Source organism: Mesorhizobium sp. Cs1321R2N1 (assembly GCF_037179725.1).
Classification (GTDB): domain Bacteria; phylum Pseudomonadota; class Alphaproteobacteria; order Rhizobiales; family Rhizobiaceae; genus Mesorhizobium; species Mesorhizobium salmacidum.
Genome location: NZ_JAPYKP010000038.1, coordinates 1 through 19,758, shown reverse-complemented (window position 1 = coordinate 19,758; position 19,758 = coordinate 1). Strand labels below are relative to the sequence as shown.

Sequence of the window (19,758 nt, the reverse complement as noted above, 5' to 3'; positions counted from 1 at the left end):
CACTGGCAGCGCCCTTATAGGTGTTGCAACGCCCGAGCAAAAGACCTAGTTTCCGCCCGATTTGACCGGCTCTGGAGGGCAGGTCTCGATACCGACGGACGGAATGGACGGATCAGTCCGCCGGAAAAGGGAGCAAGGGGCGAATGGATTCCAACGAAGTCAACAAACTGCTCGCCGGATTGCTCGGAACTGTCTTCGTCGTTTTCTCGGTCGGCCTGGTGTCGGACGCGCTGTTTGCCTCGCCCGCGCCGGAAAAGCCCGGCTTCGCCATCGAGGCGACCGAACCTGCCGAAGGCGGCGCGGCTGCGCCGGCAGCAGCCGAAACGCCGATCGCCGACCTCCTAGCCAGTGCCAGCGTCGACCAGGGTGCTGCCATCTTCAAGAAGTGCCAGGCCTGCCACTCCGGCGAAAAGGGCGGCCCCAACAAGGTCGGCCCCGATCTTTGGGATCTCGTCGACCGCCCGGTCGCCGAGCATGAAGGCTTCGCGTATTCGGCCGGCATGAAGGAATTCTCCAAGGGCGGCTCCGAGAAGTGGACCTACGACAACATCAACCACTTCATCACTTCGCCGAAGAAATTCGTGAAGGGCACGGCGATGGGCTTTGCCGGCCTGCCGAAGGAAGAAGACCGCGCCAACGTCATCGCCTATCTGCGCACGCTGTCGGACAATCCCAAGCCGCTGCCAGCACCCGGCGCCGCCGCGGACGCCTCCGCGCCCGCCAAGCCGGCCGATGGAGCCGCTCCGGCGAAACCGGCTGACGGCGCCGCACCGGCGAAACCCGTGGCTCCCGCCGCGCCTGCGCCGGCCGCACCGGCAAAATAACCGGAAATGCCGTGATCATCTTGAAAAAGCCGGGTTCTGCCCGGCTTTTTCGTTAGGAAAAGCGCCGGTGCGGCGACAAAGCCGCGCATGGCGGTTTTCACGAGCGCCAAATCATCTAGATTGCGTCTGGATGATCCGCAGGCATGACGAAGAGGATAGTGCATGACGGTTGGCCGAACGCTTCTCAAGTCGTTGTTGGCGGCGGCCTTGCTGGCGGCGGGATTGCAGGCAACCCGGGCCGATGAGTGGCGGACCACCTCATCGCTGATCGGCGAATCCAAATACGGCGACAATTTCCAACACTATGACTACGTCAATCCGAACGCGCCGAAGGGCGGCACGCTGAATTCGGTGCTGCTTGGCACCTATGACAGCTTCAATCCCTATATCGTCCAGGGATCGCCGGCGGCAGGTCTCGCCGGATTCGGCGGCGGCCTGCTCTACGACACGCTGATGGAGCAGGCGACCGATGAGGGCAGCGTCAGCCATCCCCTGATCGCCGACGCCTACAAATACCCGGCTGACTATTCCTCGGCGACGTACCGGCTCGATCCGCGCGCCAAATGGCATGACGGCCAGCCGATCACCGTCGACGACGTGATCTGGTCGTTCAAGGTGCTGAAGGCGAACAGCCCGCAATACAGCCGCTACTTCGAGAACGTCACCGATGCGGTGGCAATCTCCGACCGCGAGGTCGAATTCCATTTCAACCAGAAGGGCAACCGCGAACTGCCCAAGATCATGGGCGACCTTGCCGTGCTGCCGAAACACTGGTGGGAAGGCACGGACGCCAGCGGCAAGAAGCGCGATGTCACCAGGCCGACCTTGGAAATCCCGCTCGGCTCGGCCGCCTACAAGATCGCCAGCTTCAAGCCGGGCACGGAGATCATCTGGCAGCGCGTGCCGGACTATTGGGCGGCCAAGCTGCCGGTGAAGGTAGGCCGCGAGAATTTCGACACGCGCCGATACACCTATATCCTCGACGACAATGCCGCCTGGCTTGCCTTCACCAAGGGCGGGCTGGAAGACATCAACCGTGAATACAGTTCCCGCAAATGGGCGACGGCCTATAATTTCCCGGCCATCCAGGCCGGCGACGTCATCAAGAAGGATTTCCAGACCCACTCGCCACAGCCGATGCAGGGCTTTGCTCTCAACCAGAGGCGGCCGCTGTTCCAAGACCGGCTGGTCCGCGAAGCACTGACCATACCGTTCGATTTCGAAAGCATGAATCGTACGCTGTTCTTCGGTTTCAATACCCGAACATCAAGCTATTTCCAGGGTACCGAACTAGCATCCAGCGGATTGCCGCAGGGCAAGGAACTGGAAATCCTGGAAAAATACCGCGACAAGCTGCCGCCGGAACTCTTCACCCAGGAATTCAAGCTGCCTGTCTACGACTCTCCGCAAGCGGAGCGAAAGTACCTGAAGCAGGCCGTCGATCTCTTCGCCAAGGCCGGATGGGTCATCAAGGGCGGCAAGATGGTCAACGCCAAGACAGGCGCACCGTTCAAGTTCGAGATTCTCGGCTGGAATGACACGGACCAGGTGATCGCCAGCCCCTACATAGCCAACCTGCGCAAGATCGGCGTCGACGCTACTCTGCGCATCATCGACCAGACGCAGTACATCAACCGCGTCAACAACTTTGATTTCGACGTCGTGACGGGTCTGTTCGGCCAGTCGGATTCGCCTGGCAACGAGCAGCGCGATTTCTGGAGTTCCAAGGCGGCCGATGCGCCTGGTTCGCGCAACCTGATGGGCATCAAGGATCCAATCGTCGACTCGCTGGTCGATCGCATCATCTTCGCCACCGATCGCGATGATCTCGTCGCCGCCACACACGCACTCGACCGCGTCCTGCTGTGGAACTTCTATGTGGTGCCGCAATATTACCGTTCCGCGGTCTGGCTGGCCTATTGGAACAAGTTCAAGTTCCCCGACAAGCAGCCTGCCTATGTGGGCGCCGATATCGAGTCCTGGTGGGTTGATCTCGACAAGGAAAAAGCGCTGGCGGCCAAATACAAGGGCGGCAATTGATGGCGGTGCTGCCCCGCCGCGATTTCCTGGCTTTGGGCGGCGCCGCCGCTGCCGCCGCCTTGATCCCGGGCAAAGCCTTCGCAAATATTGCGACCGGCACCAAGCTGCACGGTCTGTCCGCCTTCGGCGATCTCAAATACAAGCCTGATTTCCCGCATTTCGACTATGTCAATGTCGACGCGCCTGTTGGCGGCATCTTCAATTTCTCGCCGCCGAATTGGGGCTACAATCAGGATACCCAGACCTTCAACACGCTGAACTCCTTCGCCAACAAGGGCGACGCGCCGCCGCGCATGGAGATGTGTTTCGACGCGCTGATGGTGCGAGCGCTCGACGAACCCGACGCGGTCTATGGCCAGATCGCGGATGGCGTGACGCTCTCCGACGACCGCAATGCCTTCACCTTCTCGCTTCGGCCCGAGGTGCGTTTCCATGACGGCACGCCGCTGACGGCGCAGGACGCAGCCTTCACCTTCAAGCTCTACAAGGAGAAGGGCCATCCCGACCTATCGCTGTCGCTGACGCATATGGTCGATGCCGTTGCCGTCGATGACCGCACGCTGCGGCTTACTTTTTCCGGCAAGCAATCCGCCCGCACCGTGCTCAACGTGGTGGAATTCCCGATCCTGTCCAAAGCCTTCTACACGGCAAATCCATTCGATTCCTCGCAATTGAACGCGCCGCTCGGCTCAGGTGCCTATAAGGTGGGGCGCCTTTCGGCCGGGGCGTGGATCGAATACGACCGGGTGGCGGACTATTGGGGCCGCGACCTTGCGGTCAATCGCGGCCAGAACAATTTCGACCGTATCCGCATCGAGTTCTACCAGAACCGCAACGCCGGATTCGAAGCCTTCAAGAAGGGTGAGATCACGTATCGCGAGGAATTCGTGTCACGCGTTTGGGCCACCGGCTATGACTTTCCGGCCTTGGCCGCCGGCAAGGTGATCAAGCACGAATTCCCGGCCGAGAAGCGGCCGTCCATGCAGGCCACGGCCGTCAACCAGCGGCGCGAGCAATTTCGCGATCCCAGGGTGAGGCAGGCGATTGCGCTGTGCTTCGACTTCGAATGGACTCGCCGCAACTTCTTCTACGGCTCCTACGAGCGCTCGCAATCCTGCTTCGAGAAATCGGATTTTCGCGCCGAAGGGCTGCCCTCGCCGCAGGAACTCGCTTTGTTGGAGCCGCTGCGAAGCCATCTCCCGGCAGAGGTCTTCGGCAGGCAGTGACCCAGCCCGCATCCGACGGCTCCGGCCGTGACCGCAAGCTGCTTGGCCAGGCGGCAAAGCTTCTGTCCGCGGCCCGCTGGAAACGGTCGGGTGACTTCGTTGTCAATGCCAAGGGTGGCAGGCTTTCGGCCGAGTTTATGGTCGACGACGATACCTTCGTTCAGGTCTATTCGCCCTGGGTCGCCAATATGAAGGCGATCGGCATCGACGCCACGATCCGGCTGGTCGATTCGGCGCAATACCAGGCGAGACAGGCGAGTTTCGACTTCGACCTCTTGTCTGCTGCTTTTTCGTTCAGCGCGACGCCAACTCGCGATGATCTCGAAGTCTTCTTCCATTCGAGCACCGCCGGCGTCTCCGGTTCCCGTAACTTGCCGGGCATCTCCGATCCCGCGGTCGACGCGCTGATCAACGCAGTGGGCGCGGCAAAGGACCGTGAAAACCTGACCGTGGCCATGCGTGCGCTCGACCGGGTCTTGCGCGCGCGATGCGATTGGATTCCTAGTTGGTTCCTGGCGAATCACCGCGTCGCCTATTGGGACATGTTCGACTTTGTCGAGCAAAAGCCCGATTTCGGCTTTCCGGTCGAGACGCTGTGGTGGTTCGATAAGGGCAAGGCGGCAAAAATTGGCAAAGGCTGAGATGTTCGCACGAGCAGGACGCAAGGCCTGATGGGCGCCTATATACTGCGCCGTATCCTTTTGATGATCCCGACCCTGTTCGGCATCATGGCGATATCCTTCGCCGTCATCCAGTTCGCGCCCGGCGGCCCGGTCGAGCAGGTCATCGCCAAGCTGACCAACCAGGGCGGCAGCGACCGCCTCGGCGGTGGTGGCGGCGACGCGGGCGGCTCCAATTTCGATGCTGCCGGCGATGTCGGTTCGAAATATCGCGGCGCCCAGGGTCTCGACCCCGAATTCATCAAGAAGCTGGAGAAGCAGTTCGGCTTCGACAAGCCGCCGCTCGAACGCTTCGGCATGATGCTGTGGAATTACGCCAGGTTCGATTTCGGCAACAGCTATTTCCGCGATATTTCCGTGCTCGACCTGATCCTTGAGAAGATGCCTGTGTCGATTTCGATCGGACTCTGGATCACGTTGTTGTCCTATCTGATCTCGATCCCGCTCGGCATCCGCAAGGCTGTGAAGGACGGCAGCCCCTTCGACGTCTGGACCAGCGGCGTCGTCATTGTCGGCTATGCCATTCCGGGCTTCCTGTTTGGCATCCTTTTGATGGTGCTGTTTGCCGGCGGCTCGTTCTGGGACTGGTTCCCGTTGCGCGGCATCGTTTCCGACAATTGGGACCAGTTGTCCTGGCCGGCCAGGATTGCCGATTATTTCTGGCACATGACCTTGCCGCTGACGGCGCTGGTGCTGTCGGCCTTCGCCACGACGACGCTTTTGACCAAGAACTCGTTCCTGGAGGAAATCCGCAAGCAGTATGTGGTAACGGCGCGCGCCAAGGGCCTGTCGGAACGGCAGGTGCTTTACGGGCACGTCTTCCGCAACGCCATGCTGATCGTCATCGCCGGCTTCCCGGGCGCCTTCATCTCGGCCTTCTTCACCGGCTCGCTGCTGATCGAGAACATCTTTTCCCTCGACGGGCTCGGCCTGCTCGGCTTCCGGTCGGTGGTCGAGCGCGACTATCCCGTGGTGTTCGCCAATCTCTATATCTTCTCGCTGCTTGGCCTGTTCGTCGGGCTCCTGTCCGACCTGATGTACACCTGGGTCGATCCGCGCATCGATTTCGAGCGGAGAGACGTCTGATGTCGGAGGCAAGCGTTACCGCCGGTGTCTTGCCGGAGCGGCTCCCACGGCCGTTCCTGTCGCCGCTCAACAAGCGTCGCCTGCAGAATTTCAAGGCCAACCGGCGCGGCTACTGGTCGCTGTGGATTTTCCTCGTTCTGTTCGTGCTGTCGCTGTTTGCCGAATTCATCGCCAACGACAAGCCGATCATCGCTTCCTACAAGGGCGAAATCCTTTTCCCGGTGATGGTCGCTTACCCCGAGGAAAAATTCGGCGGCTTCTATGCCGTCACTGACTATCGCGACCCGGTGATCCAGGACGAGATCAATGCCCATGGCTGGATGATCTGGCCGCCGATCCGCTATTCCTACCAGACCGTCAACAACGCCATTCCCGAAGCGGCACCCGCCAAGCCGTCGTGGGAATATGACGCCAAGACGCGCTGCAACCAATATCCACAAGGAGCCGATGACCCGGCCTGCAATGTCGGTAACTGGAACTGGTTCGGCACCGACGACCAGGCGCGCGACGTGCTGGCGCGCGTCATCTACGGCTTCCGCATTTCGGTGCTGTTCGGCCTGATCCTGACCGCGGGCTCGGCGCTGATCGGCGTCGGCGCCGGTGCGTTGCAGGGCTATTTCGGCGGCTGGACCGATCTGCTGTTCCAACGCTTCATCGAGATCTGGTCGGCCATTCCCGTGCTTTATCTGCTGCTGATCGTCGCCGCCATCCTGCCGCCGGGCTTTTTCATCCTGCTTGGCCTGATGCTGCTGTTCTCCTGGGTGGCGCTGGTAGGCGTGGTGCGGGCCGAGTTCCTGCGCGCCCGCAACTTCGAATATGTCAACGCGGCGCGCGCGCTCGGCGTGCGCAACCGCACCATCATGTTCCGGCACCTGCTGCCCAACGCGATGGTGGCGACATTGACCTTCCTGCCCTTTTTGCTGAGCGGATCTATCTCGACGCTGACCTCGCTCGACTATCTCGGCTTCGGCCTGCCGCCCGGCTCCGCCTCGCTCGGCGAACTGCTCAAGCAGGCACAGCGCAACCTCAACGCGCCTTGGCTCGGCATATCCGGCTTCGTCGTCATCTCGCTGATGCTGTCGCTGCTGGTCTTTGTCGGCGAGGCGACGCGCGACGCCTTCGATCCGCGCAAGACGTTCAAATGAGCGAAGCCCCCTTGCTCAGCGTCCAGGACCTCAGCGTCGCGTTCAGCCAGGACGGCGGCCAGTCTGTCGCCGTCGACCATATCTCGTTCGACATCGCCAGGGGCGAGACGGTGGCGCTTGTCGGCGAATCCGGCTCCGGCAAATCGGTCTCGGCGCTGTCGGTGCTGAAGCTGCTGCCCTACCCCAGCGCCAGCCACCCATCGGGCAAGATCCTGTTCCAGGGCGCCGACCTGCTGGCCATGAGCGAGAAGCAATTGCGGCAGGTGCGCGGCAACAAGATCACCATGATCTTCCAGGAGCCGATGACCTCGCTCAATCCGTTGCACACGATCGAGCACCAGATCGTCGAGATCCTGAAGCTGCATCAAGGCATGAGCGACCGTCCGGCCAAGGCGCGCACGCTGGCCCTGCTGAAAGAGGTCGGCATCCGCGATCCGGAAAAACGGCTCGATGCCTATCCGCACCAGCTTTCGGGCGGCCAGCGCCAACGCGTCATGATCGCCATGGCGCTCGCCAACGAGCCGGAACTGTTGATCGCCGACGAGCCGACGACGGCGCTCGACGTCACTGTGCAGGCACAGATCCTTGAACTGCTCGCGGGCCTCAAAAGCCGCAAGGGCATGTCGATGCTGTTCATCACTCATGACCTCGGCATCGTACGCAAGATCGCCGACCGGGTCTGCGTGATGACCAAGGGCAAGATCGTCGAGACCGGACCGACCAAGGACATCTTCGCCAGCCCGCAGCACCCCTATACGCGTCATCTTCTGGCGGCCGAGCCGAAAGGCAAGCCACCAGCCGCCAATGCCGAAGCCAAGCCTGTCATGACCGGCAAGGACATCAAGGTCTGGTTTCCGATCAAGCAGGGCTTCTTCCGGCGCACTGTCGATCATGTGAAGGCGGTCGACGGCATCGACGTCACGGTGCGCGCCGGCCAGACGCTGGGCGTGGTCGGAGAATCCGGTTCCGGCAAGACGACGCTCGGCCTGGCGCTGGCGCGCATGATCTCGTCGACCGGAACCATCAAGTTCAACGGCCGCGACATCAACCAGCTCACCTTCAACGCCATGCGGCCGCTCAGGCGCGAACTGCAGATCGTCTTCCAGGACCCGTTCGGTTCGCTCAGCCCGCGCATGTCGATCGCCGAGATCATCGAGGAAGGCCTGAAGATCCACGAGCCGAAGCTGTCGCCCGACGAGCGCGATGACAAGGTGGCCGCCGTGCTGAAGGAAGTCGGCCTCGACCCGGCGACCCGAAACCGCTATCCGCACGAATTTTCCGGTGGTCAGCGCCAGCGTGTCGCCATCGCGCGCGCCATGGTGCTCAACCCGCGCTTCGTCATGCTGGACGAGCCGACATCGGCGCTCGACATGAGCGTGCAGGCGCAGGTCGTCGATCTCCTGCGCAATTTGCAGGCCAAGCACGACCTCGCCTATCTCTTCATCAGCCATGACCTCAAGGTCATCCGGGCGCTGGCCAATGACGTCATCGTCATGCGCAATGGCCAGATCGTCGAAGCCGGCCCTTCCGAACAGATTTTTGGAAATCCGCAAACCGACTATACTCGGGCGCTGATCTCGGCCGCCTTCAAGATCGAGACGGCGCCGACAGGCGTGGTCAGCGAGTGATCCGCATAAGGAAGGACTGAACGAACCGCGATGGAAAAAGGCCGCATCCTGCTTGCCGTCACCGGCTTTCATCCGCAGCGCTGGCGCGACCTGTTGTCGGCCGAGCGCGAGGTGGTGCTGGAGCCGGACGGCGCCAAGGATCCCTCGATCACCTATGCGGTGGTCTGGAAGCACAAGCCCAACCTGATGTCGTCGCTGCCCAATCTGCGCGCCATCTTCTCGATCGGCGCCGGCGTCGATCATATCTTCGCCGATCCCGGCCTGCCCGACGTGCCGATCGTCAAGGTCGTCGCCGACAACCTCACGCAGTACATGACCGAGTACGTCGTCTGGCGGGTGCTCGACCATCATCGGCAGGGCCTGCTCTACAGGTCGCAGCAGCTGAAGAAGATCTGGCACGAACCGCAACAGAGGCCGGCCGGCGACATTTCCGTCGGCATCATGGGTCTCGGCAGTCTCGGCCGGGCCGCGGCCTCGGTACTTCTGTCGCTCGGCTTCGCGGTCAATGGCTGGTCGCGCACCGACCGGCCGATGAACGGGGTGGCCACCTATTCCGGCGAAGCAGGCCTGATCCCGTTCCTCAATGCCACCGACATTCTGGTGGTGCTTCTGCCGTTGACCCCGGATACGCAAGGCATCATCAACTACGGCGTGCTGAAGGAGTTGCGCAAGCGCAACGGGCTTGGCGGCTCGGTGCTGATCAACGCCGGGCGTGGGCGCCTGCAGAAGGACGCCGACATCGTGCGGGCATTGGACGACGGTACGCTGAAGGAAGCGAGCCTCGACGTGTTCGAGGTCGAACCTCTGCCGAAGACCAGTCCGCTGTGGCGCCATCCGAAAGTGTTCGTGACGCCGCATGCCGCCGCGACCTCAGATCCCGTGCACCTGGCGCCGATCATGCTGCGCCAGATGGACGCTTTCGAGCGCGGTGAGAAGCTCGACAATCTGGTGGACCGCAAGGCGGGATATTAACGAGACATCGTCGTCACCTGGCCAAGTCCCAGTCCTGAAAACATTTCTTGATCGCCCGAACCGAAGACAGCTGCAGCTTCTGCAGGTCGATCTGCTCCAACATCGCCCTGTATCTCTGCCGGTTTTTCGGCGTGGCCACGGCGATGTGGTGGATCATGTCCCATTTGATGCTGTCGCGCCCGCCTTCCAAGCCACCGCACCTCTCCCTCTCGAACAGGGTTCGCCTGAAATAACGCAGCAGACTTGCCGAGGTGGAGATGTCCAGCAGGATCAATCCCGTCGCGCGCAGGAAGCGTTGCGGCATGCAGACCGAGTAGTTTCCGTCCATCACCCACCGCTCACCGGCGATCGCGGCGTCATGCAAGGCAATGAACTCGTCCCTCGGACGCTGCTCCCAATCCGTGTTGGGCAGATGAAAGAGCAGATCGAGATGGATAGGCGTCAGGCCACGCTTGCGCGCGATTGCGTCGGCAAGCGTCGACTTGCCGCTGTTGGACGGCCCCAAAATACAGATGCGGTCGCCGAGGTCCGAGAGGTTCACCGGATGGATCCTAGCAAGATGGACGATTGGTCATCAGCCGGGTAGAGCGAACTTCGTCTGCTTGTCCGGCTTGCCGCAGTCGCGGCGGCCGATGGACCGGTTCATGGCATCGATTTCGCCTGACGCCTTGTCGCTGTCGCGCTGGGCCTTGGAGCGCATGTCAGGCGTGAACGGGCCGAATCCCATGGCGGGATTGGAGAAGGTCGGCTTGGCGGTCGTCGGGAGATTATATTGCTGCGCCAATCCGTTGCGCTGCGCCAGCAACTGATCGCATGGCACGCTGTCATATTGCAGCGAGGATTCGATGTTGGCATCCTGCCGCTCGGACGCGGAATTGCCGACGCAGCCGGCGGTTGCCAGGCAAGACGCCAAGATCATCATGTTCCAGCGCATCGAAGTGCTCCTCCTGATATCCCGCCCTGATGCGACCAGATCGCAAATATCAATCGCGCACGCAAATCGGACTTTTTCGCAGCAGTACCAAGGGCTGCCCTCATATGGCATGAGCTTTCCGTGCCACGACGGCCAGGCCTTTGACGGGCTCGCGGCGATCCTGGCGGATGCTTGTTGGCTCCAACGCCACGATCGACAGGCCGTTGGTCTCGACGGTCCGTCTGACATAGCCCTCCGAATGGGCGTAGCGCCGCGACGTCTGCAGCGCCAAGTCGCCGCCGTCCGCCAGGCTCTCGACGGAAAATGCAAACAGGCCGCCCTCGGCGAGCAGGCCGGCGACCGCTGCCACCAAACCTTCGAGCCCGCCGATGTAAATCAGCACGTCGGCCGACGTCACCAGATCGGCCTTGCCACCCGAATAGGAAAAATCCTGCAAATCCGCTTTTGTCAGCGCGTCATAGATATTTTTTGCCCGCGCCTTCCTCAGCATCCTTGCCGAAATATCGACGCCCTCCAGCCGGTCGACGATCGGCCTCAGCCTTTCGCCCATCAGTCCGGTGCCGCAGCCCAGGTCGAGCGCCAGGCGGAAGCGGCCCGGCCTCGCCTTGCGGATGGCGGCGTCGAGCACCTCGGGCAGCCGGTAGTCGAGCTTGCCGACCAGCATCTCCTCGAATGTCTCGGCATAGTGGTCGAACAGCGTTTCGACAAAGGCGCTGGGCGGCGCCATCGAGGCCGGCCCCCTGCCGATCAGCTGCAGTTTGAGAGCCGCGCCCTGGCGATCGGCCGGATCGAGTTTCATCGACGTCGTCCAGGCTTGCGCCGCCAGATCGAGCCCGCGTGACGCCTCCTGCATCTCGCCCAGCCGAAACCAGCCCATTGCCCATTGCGGCGCCAGTTCCAGCGCGCCGAGCAGCAACTCGGCCGCGGCAGTGTGATCACCGGAGGCAAAGAGCATTTCGGCATAATCTGCACGGCGATCGGCGTTCGGGTCGCCCGACGAGGTCTGAAGCGGTTTCATGACGATGGTTCCACCGGCAGGGTAGCCGGCCCGCCATCTCTGTAGAGCAAAGCATGCCGAAGCTGAACCGAATTGAGCAGGCTTGCCCGGGAGTCAGCAGTCTCGGGCAACAGGCTTCCCGCCGCGGAATTATATCCTATCTTGGCACCATGCGCGCCAGCGACCTGCTTCATCCCCGGCCCGAAGGCCTCTACTGCCCGCCGGGCGATTTCTTCATCGACCCGGTGCGGCCGGTGAACCGGGCGCTGATCACGCACGGCCATTCCGACCATGCGCGTTCCGGCCACGGCTCGGTGCTTGCGACGCAGCAGACGCTCGACATCATGGGGCTGCGTTATGGCGAGGACTTTGCCGGGACGACGCAGGCAGCTGCGTTCGGCGAGACGATTGCCATCGACGGCGTCGATGTCAGCTTTCATCCAGCTGGCCATGTGTTGGGCTCGGCGCAGATATCAGTCGAGCACCAGGGCAGGCGCATCGTCGCCTCCGGCGACTACAAGCGACAGAAGGACGCGACCTGCGCGCCGTTCGAGCCGATCGCCTGCGACGTCTTCATAACCGAGGCGACCTTTGGCCTGCCGGTGTTTCGCCATCCGCCCGACACGGAAGAGATCGCCCGCCTCTTGAAATCGGCGGCGCAATTCCCGGAGCGTTCGCATCTGGTCGGGGCCTACGCACTGGGCAAGGCGCAGCGGGTGATGCGGCTGCTGCGCGACGCCGGTTACGACAAGCCGCTCTACATCCATGGCGCGCTGGCTAGGCTCAGCGAATACTATCAGAGCCAGGGCATCAATCTCGGCGAACTCGAGCCGGCGACGGTGGAGAGCGGTGCCAAGCAGGATTTCGCCGGCGCCATCGTGGTCGGCCCGCCATCGGCCTTCGCCGACCGCTGGGCGCGGCGCTTTCCCGATCCGATCTCGTGCTTCGCGTCGGGCTGGATGCGCATCCGCCAGCGCGCCAAGCAAGGCGGCGTCGAGCTGCCGCTGATCATCTCGGACCATGCCGACTGGGACGAACTGATCATCACCATCAAGGAGACCGGCGCCGAGGAAATCTGGGTCACGCACGGCCGCGAGGAAGCGCTGGTGCGCTGGTGCGAGTTGGAAGGGATAGCGGCCAGACCACTGCATCTGGTGGGCTATGAGGACGAGGGCGATTGAGGATGACATCCATCGACGCCGCGCCCTACGGCGCCCCCCTCTGTCCTGCCGGACATCTCCCCCTCGAGTGGGGAGATTGGCAGCTTTGGCGGCGTCGCTGTTTCTTCAACGTTGAAAGCTGGCGAAAGCAGACGCGACATCCGATCTCCCCCCTGGAGGGGGAGATGTCCGGCAGGACAGAGGGGGGCGCCTCGCGCAAACCTCTTCCCTTCGTGTGGTCCTCATCGCCATGAACCGCTTCGCCGAACTTCTCGACCGCCTGGTGCTGACGCCGTCGCGCAACGGCAAACTTACATTGCTGACCGATTATTTCCGCAACGTCGAGGATCCCGATCGCGGCCTGGCGCTGGCGGCCATCACCGGCGATCTCAGGATTGCCGCGGTCAAGCCGGCCATGCTGCGCACGCTGGTCATCGAACGCATGGACCCGGTGCTGTTCGGCTATTCCTACGACTATGTCGGCGATCTCGCCGAGACGGTGTCGCTGGTCTGGCCGCAAACGCCTGGCAGGATCGCGAATCGCGAGCCGACGCTTGGTGAGGTGGTGGCCAAGCTGCAGGCGGCAAGCCGCTCCGACGGACCGAAGGTGCTGACGGGGCTGCTCGACAGCGCCGGCATCTCGGCACGCTTTGCCATCATCAAGCTGGTCACCGGCGGCCTGCGCATCGGTGTCTCGGCGCGGCTGGCCAAACAGGCGCTGGCCGATTTCGGCAAGGTCGACGTCGCCGAGATCGAGGAGCTCTGGCATGGGCTGTCGCCGCCCTACACGGCGCTGTTCGCCTGGCTGGAAGGCAAGGCCGAAAAACCGCGCAACACGGCGATGGCGCTGTTCCGCCCGGTCATGCTGTCGAATCCGATCGGCGACGGCGACCTCGAAAAGCTCAATCCGACGGACTATGCGGCCGAGTGGAAATGGGACGGGATCCGCGTCCAGGCGGTGGCCGAAGGCGGCATCCGCAGGCTCTATTCGCGCACCGGCGACGATGTCTCGGGCGCCTTTCCAGATCTCGCCGACGCCATGCATTTTTCCGCGACGCTCGATGGCGAGTTGCTGGTCGGCGATCCGCGAGAGGCGACGGGAACGTTCTCGGACCTGCAGCAGCGGCTGAACCGCAAGACGGTGACGCCGAAGATGCAGCAGCAGTATCCGGCCTTCATGCGCTGCTACGACCTGCTGCAGATCGGCGCGGAGGATCTGCGCGGACTGTCCTTCCGCGAGCGGCGCGGCCGTCTCGAAGCCTTCATCGGGACGCTCGATCCCAGCCGCTTCGATCTCTCCCCCTTCGTCGAGTTCACGGACTGGCAGGCGCTCGAGGACCTGCGCCGTGCGCCGCCGCATCCGATCATCGAAGGCGTGATGCTGAAGCGCTGGGATTCGCCCTATGTCGCGGGCCGGCCGAAGGGTCCGTGGTTCAAATGGAAGCGCGATCCGCACACGGTGGACGCCGTGCTGATGTATGCCCAGCGCGGCCACGGCAAGCGCTCGAGCTTCTATTCCGACTATACATTCGGCGTCTGGTCCGGAGCCGAGGGCGCGGAGGAACTGGTGCCGGTCGGCAAGGCCTATTTCGGCTTTACCGACGAGGAACTGAGGCAGATCGACAAATATGTCCGCGACAACACGGTCGAGCGCTTTGGGCCGGTGCGCTCGGTGCGCGCCGACCGCGACAATGGCCTGGTGCTGGAAGTCGCCTTCGAGGGGCTCAACCGCTCGACCCGGCACAAATCGGGTGTGGCCATGCGTTTCCCCAGGATTTCTCGGCTGCGCTGGGACAAGCCGGCCAACGAGGCCGACCGCATAGAAACCCTGCAGGCGCTGCTCGACCGCTAGGAGCGGCCGATATGCAACGGTTCAGGGTTCGATCGAGACGCGGATCTCGTAGACGTTGACCGCCTTGCCCTGTTTGTCGAAATCGGAATTGATGGCGATTGTTCCGGCTGAGCCGGGATGCTTGTCGGGGAACTTCACGTCGAACAGATATTCGTTTTTCTGCTGGCCGACCGCGTAGCGCTTGCGGCCGCAGTCGCCGAGTTCGCCGAAATTGCAGTCGACGGAGATCTGCGTGTCCTTGCCGTCCTCGGCGCGGGCGATGATGTCGAACACGGCGTGCTTGCCGGCGAGCTTTTCCAGCACGCCCTGCCCGACGTCGAAGGCGATCGCCGAGCCGGAGGCGCCGGACTGGATGCGCAGGAACGGCGCGCTGTCGTCCTTCATCACCTCGGCCTTGGCGTCCGACGGGGCGGCGACATGGGTCGGGTCGGTCGGCGAAAACACATTGATCCAATCGCGCGACTGATCCGCGGCACCGGGCTTTGCCGGTGCATTGGCGCCGTCGGCCGGGGTAAAATCGTCGTCCTCGACCGTCGGTGGCGCTTCCGGCGGCGCGGTATTGAGCTGCGCGGCCGTCTTGAACACACCGGTCTGCATGGCGAAGTACAGTCCGATACCAATCGCCGCGAGCAGCGTGACCGTGAAGAAAATGGCGGTCAGCGGCAGGCGCCGGCCGCGTATGCGCCGCTCATCGCGGTCGGGCGCTACTTCCGTCGCTGCTCCCGGCGCGGCGGGAGCCGACATGTCGATGGCTGGCGCGCCGGGAAGACTGGCGTCCGGCATGATGTCGGGAACCACCGGCAGCACGCGCGAGCGCGGCGCGTCGGATCCGGGCTGTACGGTGCCGTCGACGGCGACGGCGGGCGATGGCGCCTTCGGGCCGGCCTCGACCGCCGGCGCCGCGCCGCCCTCGGCCTCGCCCGCCGGCGCGTCGATCTGCGGGGCAACGCCTGGCACCGCCGGCAGATACTCGGATTCGATTTCGGTGATTTTCGCCTGGATAGCCTTGCGGCGCTTGATGGCGACTTCCACGGTCACGCCGGGATTGGCCTGGAGCGCACGGTCGAGCGCGGCGAAGGCCGCACGATAGACCCTCTCGCGGAACGCGCGGTCCTCGGCGTTGCCCTTTTCCAAGGCGTTCCGGATCGCTTTTTCGATCGCGTCCAAGCGAGGTCCCTCTGCAAATTGCCACAAGCTTTCATGATGGTTAGCGGCAGGCGACCAATCAATCAACGGGCGGGCAGCCGCATTCTGCCTCGACGGGCCGTTCAAAGTCCATCTTCGCGATGTTCCGGCAAACAAAATCGGAATATGCCGGCGATTCCAGCATGCAGGGACGCCAGAACCCCGGTTTCGATCGTGGCGGGCCTCTTGCATGATTTGCCAAGTCGCATCTTGAATTCGCGGCCGGTTGAGTCTATCACCCAGCCCATCTTGGAGGCCTTGGCCTCCCGGGCCGCTTTAGCTCAGTTGGTAGAGCACATCATTCGTAATGATGGGGTCAGGTGTTCGAGTCACCTAAGCGGCACCAGTTCTTCATCCAAAGATGTCCATCTTCGTCCAAAAATTGCTTGGAAATCCGTTGCTTAGCCGTCAACGTCAGCCGCTGAAGTCCAGGAATGTCCGGTTGCATTCAGCAAAAATAGGGGTATCGTTGGGGGTATCGAGCTTAACAAACTGAAACGATACCCCCAAATGACTCTTACGGATGCTGCCGTTCGCGCACTCAAGCCGGGCGACAAGGATCGAAAAATTGCCGATGCCGGGGGCTTATTTCTTTTGGTGACGTCAAAAGGCGCTCGGCTTTGGCGTCTAAAGTACCGATTTGATAATAAAGAGAAAACACTTGCCTTCGGCGCTTATCCGGATGTCGGGTTAGCTGAGGCACGAAAGCGAAGGGACGATGCGAAGCGGCTTCTGAGAGACGGCGTTGATCCCAGTGCTCAAAAGCGCCTCGACAAAATTACAGGCACTTTGGCGCGCGCGAACACGTTTGACGCGGTAGCAGACGAATATGTTGCTCTCCAGAAGCGCAAAGGGCGGGCTACGGCTACGATCGTAAAAACAGAATGGGTTCTCGATCTCGCGCGCCCAACCTTCGGCTCGCGGCCGATCAATATGATCACGGCGCCCGAAATACTCGTGGCTTTGCGACTGGTGGAGAAACGCGGCCGGCTGGAGACTGCCCGACGAATGCGTGGCGTTATCGGTAGTGTGTTCCGTTACGGCATCGCGTCGGCCCTTTGCGTATCGGATCCCACCCAAGCGTTGAAGGGAGCAATTGCCGGCCCACAGACGAAGCATCACGCGGCATTCCTAGAGGCTAAAGCTTTCGGCGGGCTTCTTCGGGCAATTCGCACCTACGATGGCACGCCTGAAGTTCGCATTGCTCTTGAACTATCGGCGCTACTGTTTCCTCGCCCAGGGGAGATAAGGCAGGCGCAATGGAACGAGTTCGATCTAGTAGTTGGATTGTGGACGGTGCCGGCCGGTCGAATGAAAATGCGCAGTGAGCACAGAGTGCCGCTGCCGACGCAAGCGATCGACATTCTCCAGAACCTACAATCGATAACGGGATGGGGAACTTTTCTATTTCCTTCGACCCGGTCCAGCAAAAAGCCGTTGTCTGACAACGCTCTTAACGCAGCCTTGCGCCGCATGGGCTTCACAAAGGCAGAGGCCACCGCTCATGGCTTCCGTGCCACAGCCAGCACGTTGCTAAATGAAAGCGGCAAATGGTCGATTGACGCAATTGAACGGCAACTCGCGCACAAGGATGCCGACTCTGTTCGGCGTGCTTACCATCGAGGCGATCATTGGGAAGAACGTGTTCAGATGATGCAGTGGTGGGCTGATAAAATCGACCAAATGCGTGGCAAATCGTAAGTCCAAACAACGACGCTCTCTCCGCCAGTTAACCTATTTTGCTCAATGTGCGCCATTTATGGGGGCTTGGCATCAGGCCCAGATGGATGTGGCCGACACTTATCGGGTCCGGAGGAAGGATATGCCTCGCCTGGGGCAGGCGAGGCTGTGATTAATCGCGGCGCGGTTGGGCGATCAGGTTCTCAGGGTCGCAATGGTTCTGAGTTGCGGAGCAATGATCCTCATCTGAAATGAGCCGCGGCGATATCGCACCAAGCGATCTGGGCGGGGCTATGTCAGACGGGAGCTCCGCATAATATCTTGAGCATTAGGGGTATACCCTAACGTGCGGCATTCGTAAGTAATACTGCACAACCCGGACATACGGTTCGGCACGTTAAATATGAGCCGACGCCAAAGCTTCATGTCCATCGGGGCGCGCCGTTTCCTAGAGGGGTTTTGGATTGAGAGCAAAATCGCGCAGCTGGAGCAAACGATCGAAGGCAAGGGCCAACGATCTCTGGTTTGACTCCGGCTTCAAGTCCTATCTGGAGCACGTCATTGCCGCGCCAAGGGCTCTCTGCTCTCAGAACGCTACACGCCAACCGTGATTAGCGTTCTACGATGCCTTGCGTCGCAGTAGAGCCTATTAAGCCGATACTAAGCGGTGTGGTGTTTGCTATTGCCGTGCAGAACTCCCTAGAGACGTCGTGTCTCGGAATTCGAGAGAGCAGATCTTGATAATTTGGCTGTCAGGCCCGACCGGTGCGGGTAAAACGTCGGTTGCTAGTGTTCTCTCGCGCCATGGCTATCGGGTAATTCGAGAAACCGCGCCGACGCAAATATTTGAAGCGTTTGCCGCTGAGCCGCAGCGCTATTGCTATGATGTGCAAAGGGCACTGATGGGATCTCGTAAGAAACAGTGGGACGCCACCGCCTCTCGCAAAAAGGTGGTATTCGACCGCAGTATCGACGAGGACATTGCAGTTTTTTGTCGGATGCACCTCCAAAACGGCTATCTCAATGTCGATGAATTCAATCGCCTCGCAAAATTCGCCGACAGTTTGCGAGCCGGATTGCCGGCGCCAGACCTCATCATTTATCTGCAAGCCAGTGAGGACGTTCTGGAACAGCGCCTGTTGATCAAAGGGCATCCAACAATCATACGGGACAACCTTTGTGTACAATTGCAATTGTACGAGGACTGGATTTCGAGCCGGCACGAAAGTGTTGTAAGGATTGATAGCTCGAGATGCAAAGTTGAGACGCTTTTGCGCACCCATCTGTGAGAAAATATTATGCTAAATCCCACGCAGCGTTGGATCATTTTCGGCATGTTCTGCCTAGCTACGGTGGGGTTTATGAGCCTAGAAGCCTCACTCGTCTGGGCAATGGTCGACAAAGGTTTTTCCGGTGGCAGCACAGTTGCTGCTATAATGAACACAACTGTTCTTGGAGGAATAGGCTTCCTCTTTAAGAAGCTGGTTGAGGACACCTTCGTAAAAGCCGAACTCCTGCCCATGACCAGATTGCATCGCCTGGCCACCGATCGCAGTGGCATTATCGAAGATGCCCGCCGGAGCAAACGTGATACATTTGAGACTCGCAAATCCCTGGTGACAGGTACGCTTCGATTTGTCGAGGAGACGCTTCAGGGCTGGGTATCCGGCTCACACCTCGAACTCTGCGTTTTCGTAGACGCCAAAGAGCCGCTGCTATTCAGCTACTTTGACTCCAACCACGACACTGTGGCGCGCAGTATGGCTCTCCGAGAGAACAATCCGAAATTCTATCTCGAAAAGGGCTACGAGGTTACAAAGGTTTTGGCCAATCCAACGTCACAACCGCGCGTCATCGGCGATACCCACGAGATCAAGGCGGGCTATTCGTTCACCACCGAGGAACAGCGCAAGCAGATTAGATCGTCGATCCTGCTTTCGTTAGATCTAGGGCAGCCATTCGCTCTTGTTTTGTCCAGCAACGCCAAAGGCGCCTTTAGCGAAACTGACGCCAAGCTAATGTCGTTCATTCGATACGCTGGAGAGCTCATACGGTCTGATCTGCTCGACGATGGATTTATTGACGATATCCGCACAATGAAGCCTGCACTGTTCCCAGGCGGGGTGCCTATGACGCAACAGGCCGACGGCCTTCCTGCACCCGCCTAAGGTTGAGGTGTCCTAGCTGCTTCATCCTCTAGCACCACCATCTCGCCGTTCTGACCTAGGGCGTAGTGACGATTTAACTACCTGAGCCAGATAGCGATAGCGGCAAGTTTGACAAAGCCCATGAAGTTGGCGAGCAACTTGTCGTATCGTGTTGCGACGCGGCGGAACTGTTTGAGTTTGT

At 61.1% G+C, this 19,758-nt stretch carries 15 protein-coding genes, 1 tRNA gene and 2 pseudogenes; 13 read left to right on the top strand and 5 right to left on the bottom strand.

Annotation, left to right across the window (positions count from 1 at the left end; genetic code table 11):
* Window positions 1-143 precede the first annotated feature (143 nt).
* The 7 genes and pseudogenes from O7A61_RS12805 to O7A61_RS12775 all read left to right on the top strand — a co-directional run bounded on the left by O7A61_RS12805 (window position 144) and on the right by O7A61_RS12775 (window position 9,601).
* On the top strand, window positions 144-824 hold the full coding sequence (locus tag O7A61_RS12805; protein WP_337130095.1) for a c-type cytochrome: 681 nt from the start codon (window positions 144-146) through the stop codon (window positions 822-824).
* 162 nt (window positions 825-986) lie between these two features.
* Window positions 987-2,864 carry an extracellular solute-binding protein gene (locus tag O7A61_RS12800; RefSeq protein ID WP_337130094.1) on the top strand — a complete coding sequence of 626 codons (1,878 nt, stop codon included), beginning with the start codon at window positions 987-989 and terminating at the stop codon, window positions 2,862-2,864.
* Window positions 2,864-4,731: pseudogene (locus O7A61_RS12795) on the top strand (extracellular solute-binding protein). Before O7A61_RS12800 ends, O7A61_RS12795 begins: the two are co-directional and overlap by 1 nt.
* Before the next feature lie 30 nt (window positions 4,732-4,761).
* Window positions 4,762-5,856: a microcin C ABC transporter permease YejB gene (locus tag O7A61_RS12790; protein WP_027142081.1), complete on the top strand. Its 1,095-nt coding sequence runs from the start codon at window positions 4,762-4,764 to the stop codon at window positions 5,854-5,856.
* The gene (locus O7A61_RS12785; RefSeq protein WP_027142082.1) at window positions 5,856-7,001 is read left to right on the top strand and encodes an ABC transporter permease; all 1,146 of its coding nucleotides are present in this window, start codon (window positions 5,856-5,858) and stop codon (window positions 6,999-7,001) included. Before O7A61_RS12790 ends, O7A61_RS12785 begins: the two co-directional genes overlap by 1 nt.
* Entirely contained in the window at window positions 6,998-8,629 is a 1,632-nt protein-coding gene (locus O7A61_RS12780) for an ABC transporter ATP-binding protein (protein ID WP_337130093.1), read from the top strand. The genes O7A61_RS12785 and O7A61_RS12780 overlap by 4 nt, the downstream gene beginning before the upstream one ends.
* A gap of 30 nt (window positions 8,630-8,659) precedes the next feature.
* Window positions 8,660-9,601 (top strand): 2-hydroxyacid dehydrogenase, encoded by a 942-nt coding sequence (locus tag O7A61_RS12775; RefSeq protein WP_027142084.1) that lies wholly within the window; start codon window positions 8,660-8,662, stop codon window positions 9,599-9,601.
* Window positions 9,602-9,614: 13 nt separating this feature from the next.
* On the opposite strand, the gene O7A61_RS12770 is transcribed toward O7A61_RS12775, so the two are convergent.
* From O7A61_RS12770 to O7A61_RS12760, 3 genes are all read right to left on the bottom strand, one after another.
* Complete coding sequence (locus tag O7A61_RS12770; protein ID WP_337130092.1) at window positions 9,615-10,142, bottom strand: AAA family ATPase; 528 nt, start codon at window positions 10,140-10,142, stop codon at window positions 9,615-9,617.
* 33 nt (window positions 10,143-10,175) lie between these two features.
* Window positions 10,176-10,535: a hypothetical protein gene (locus O7A61_RS12765; protein WP_337130091.1), complete on the bottom strand. Its 360-nt coding sequence runs from the start codon at window positions 10,533-10,535 to the stop codon at window positions 10,176-10,178.
* 100 nt (window positions 10,536-10,635) lie between these two features.
* Complete coding sequence (locus O7A61_RS12760) at window positions 10,636-11,553, bottom strand: class I SAM-dependent DNA methyltransferase (protein ID WP_337130090.1); 918 nt, start codon at window positions 11,551-11,553, stop codon at window positions 10,636-10,638.
* Window positions 11,554-11,702: 149 nt separating this feature from the next.
* Here O7A61_RS12760 and O7A61_RS12755 point away from each other — a divergent pair, with 149 nt between their 5' ends.
* Complete coding sequence (locus tag O7A61_RS12755; protein WP_337130089.1) at window positions 11,703-12,713, top strand: ligase-associated DNA damage response exonuclease; 1,011 nt, start codon at window positions 11,703-11,705, stop codon at window positions 12,711-12,713.
* 229 nt (window positions 12,714-12,942) lie between these two features.
* Window positions 12,943-14,544, top strand: coding sequence for a cisplatin damage response ATP-dependent DNA ligase (locus O7A61_RS12750; protein WP_337130088.1), 1,602 nt, complete (start codon window positions 12,943-12,945; stop codon window positions 14,542-14,544).
* A 21-nt stretch (window positions 14,545-14,565) separates the two neighbouring features.
* Here the strand turns inward: O7A61_RS12750 and O7A61_RS12745 are convergent, their stop codons facing one another.
* Entirely contained in the window at window positions 14,566-15,711 is a 1,146-nt protein-coding gene (locus O7A61_RS12745) for a hypothetical protein (RefSeq protein WP_337130087.1), read from the bottom strand.
* A gap of 288 nt (window positions 15,712-15,999) precedes the next feature.
* Between O7A61_RS12745 and O7A61_RS12740 the strand changes: the two genes are divergently transcribed.
* From O7A61_RS12740 to O7A61_RS12725, 4 genes are all read left to right on the top strand, one after another.
* Window positions 16,000-16,075, top strand: a tRNA-Thr gene (locus O7A61_RS12740).
* Window positions 16,076-16,239: 164 nt separating this feature from the next.
* Window positions 16,240-17,430, top strand: coding sequence for a tyrosine-type recombinase/integrase (locus O7A61_RS12735; protein WP_337130086.1), 1,191 nt, complete (start codon window positions 16,240-16,242; stop codon window positions 17,428-17,430).
* Between the two features lie 716 nt (window positions 17,431-18,146).
* Window positions 18,147-18,698, top strand: a complete 552-nt coding sequence (locus O7A61_RS12730; protein WP_337130085.1) for a deoxynucleoside kinase — start codon at window positions 18,147-18,149, stop codon at window positions 18,696-18,698.
* Window positions 18,699-18,707: 9 nt separating this feature from the next.
* Complete coding sequence (locus tag O7A61_RS12725; protein ID WP_337130084.1) at window positions 18,708-19,577, top strand: hypothetical protein; 870 nt, start codon at window positions 18,708-18,710, stop codon at window positions 19,575-19,577.
* Window positions 19,578-19,654: 77 nt separating this feature from the next.
* Here the strand turns inward: O7A61_RS12725 and O7A61_RS12720 are convergent.
* Window positions 19,655-19,758 (bottom strand): annotated as a pseudogene (locus tag O7A61_RS12720) (IS5/IS1182 family transposase); the annotation flags it as partial.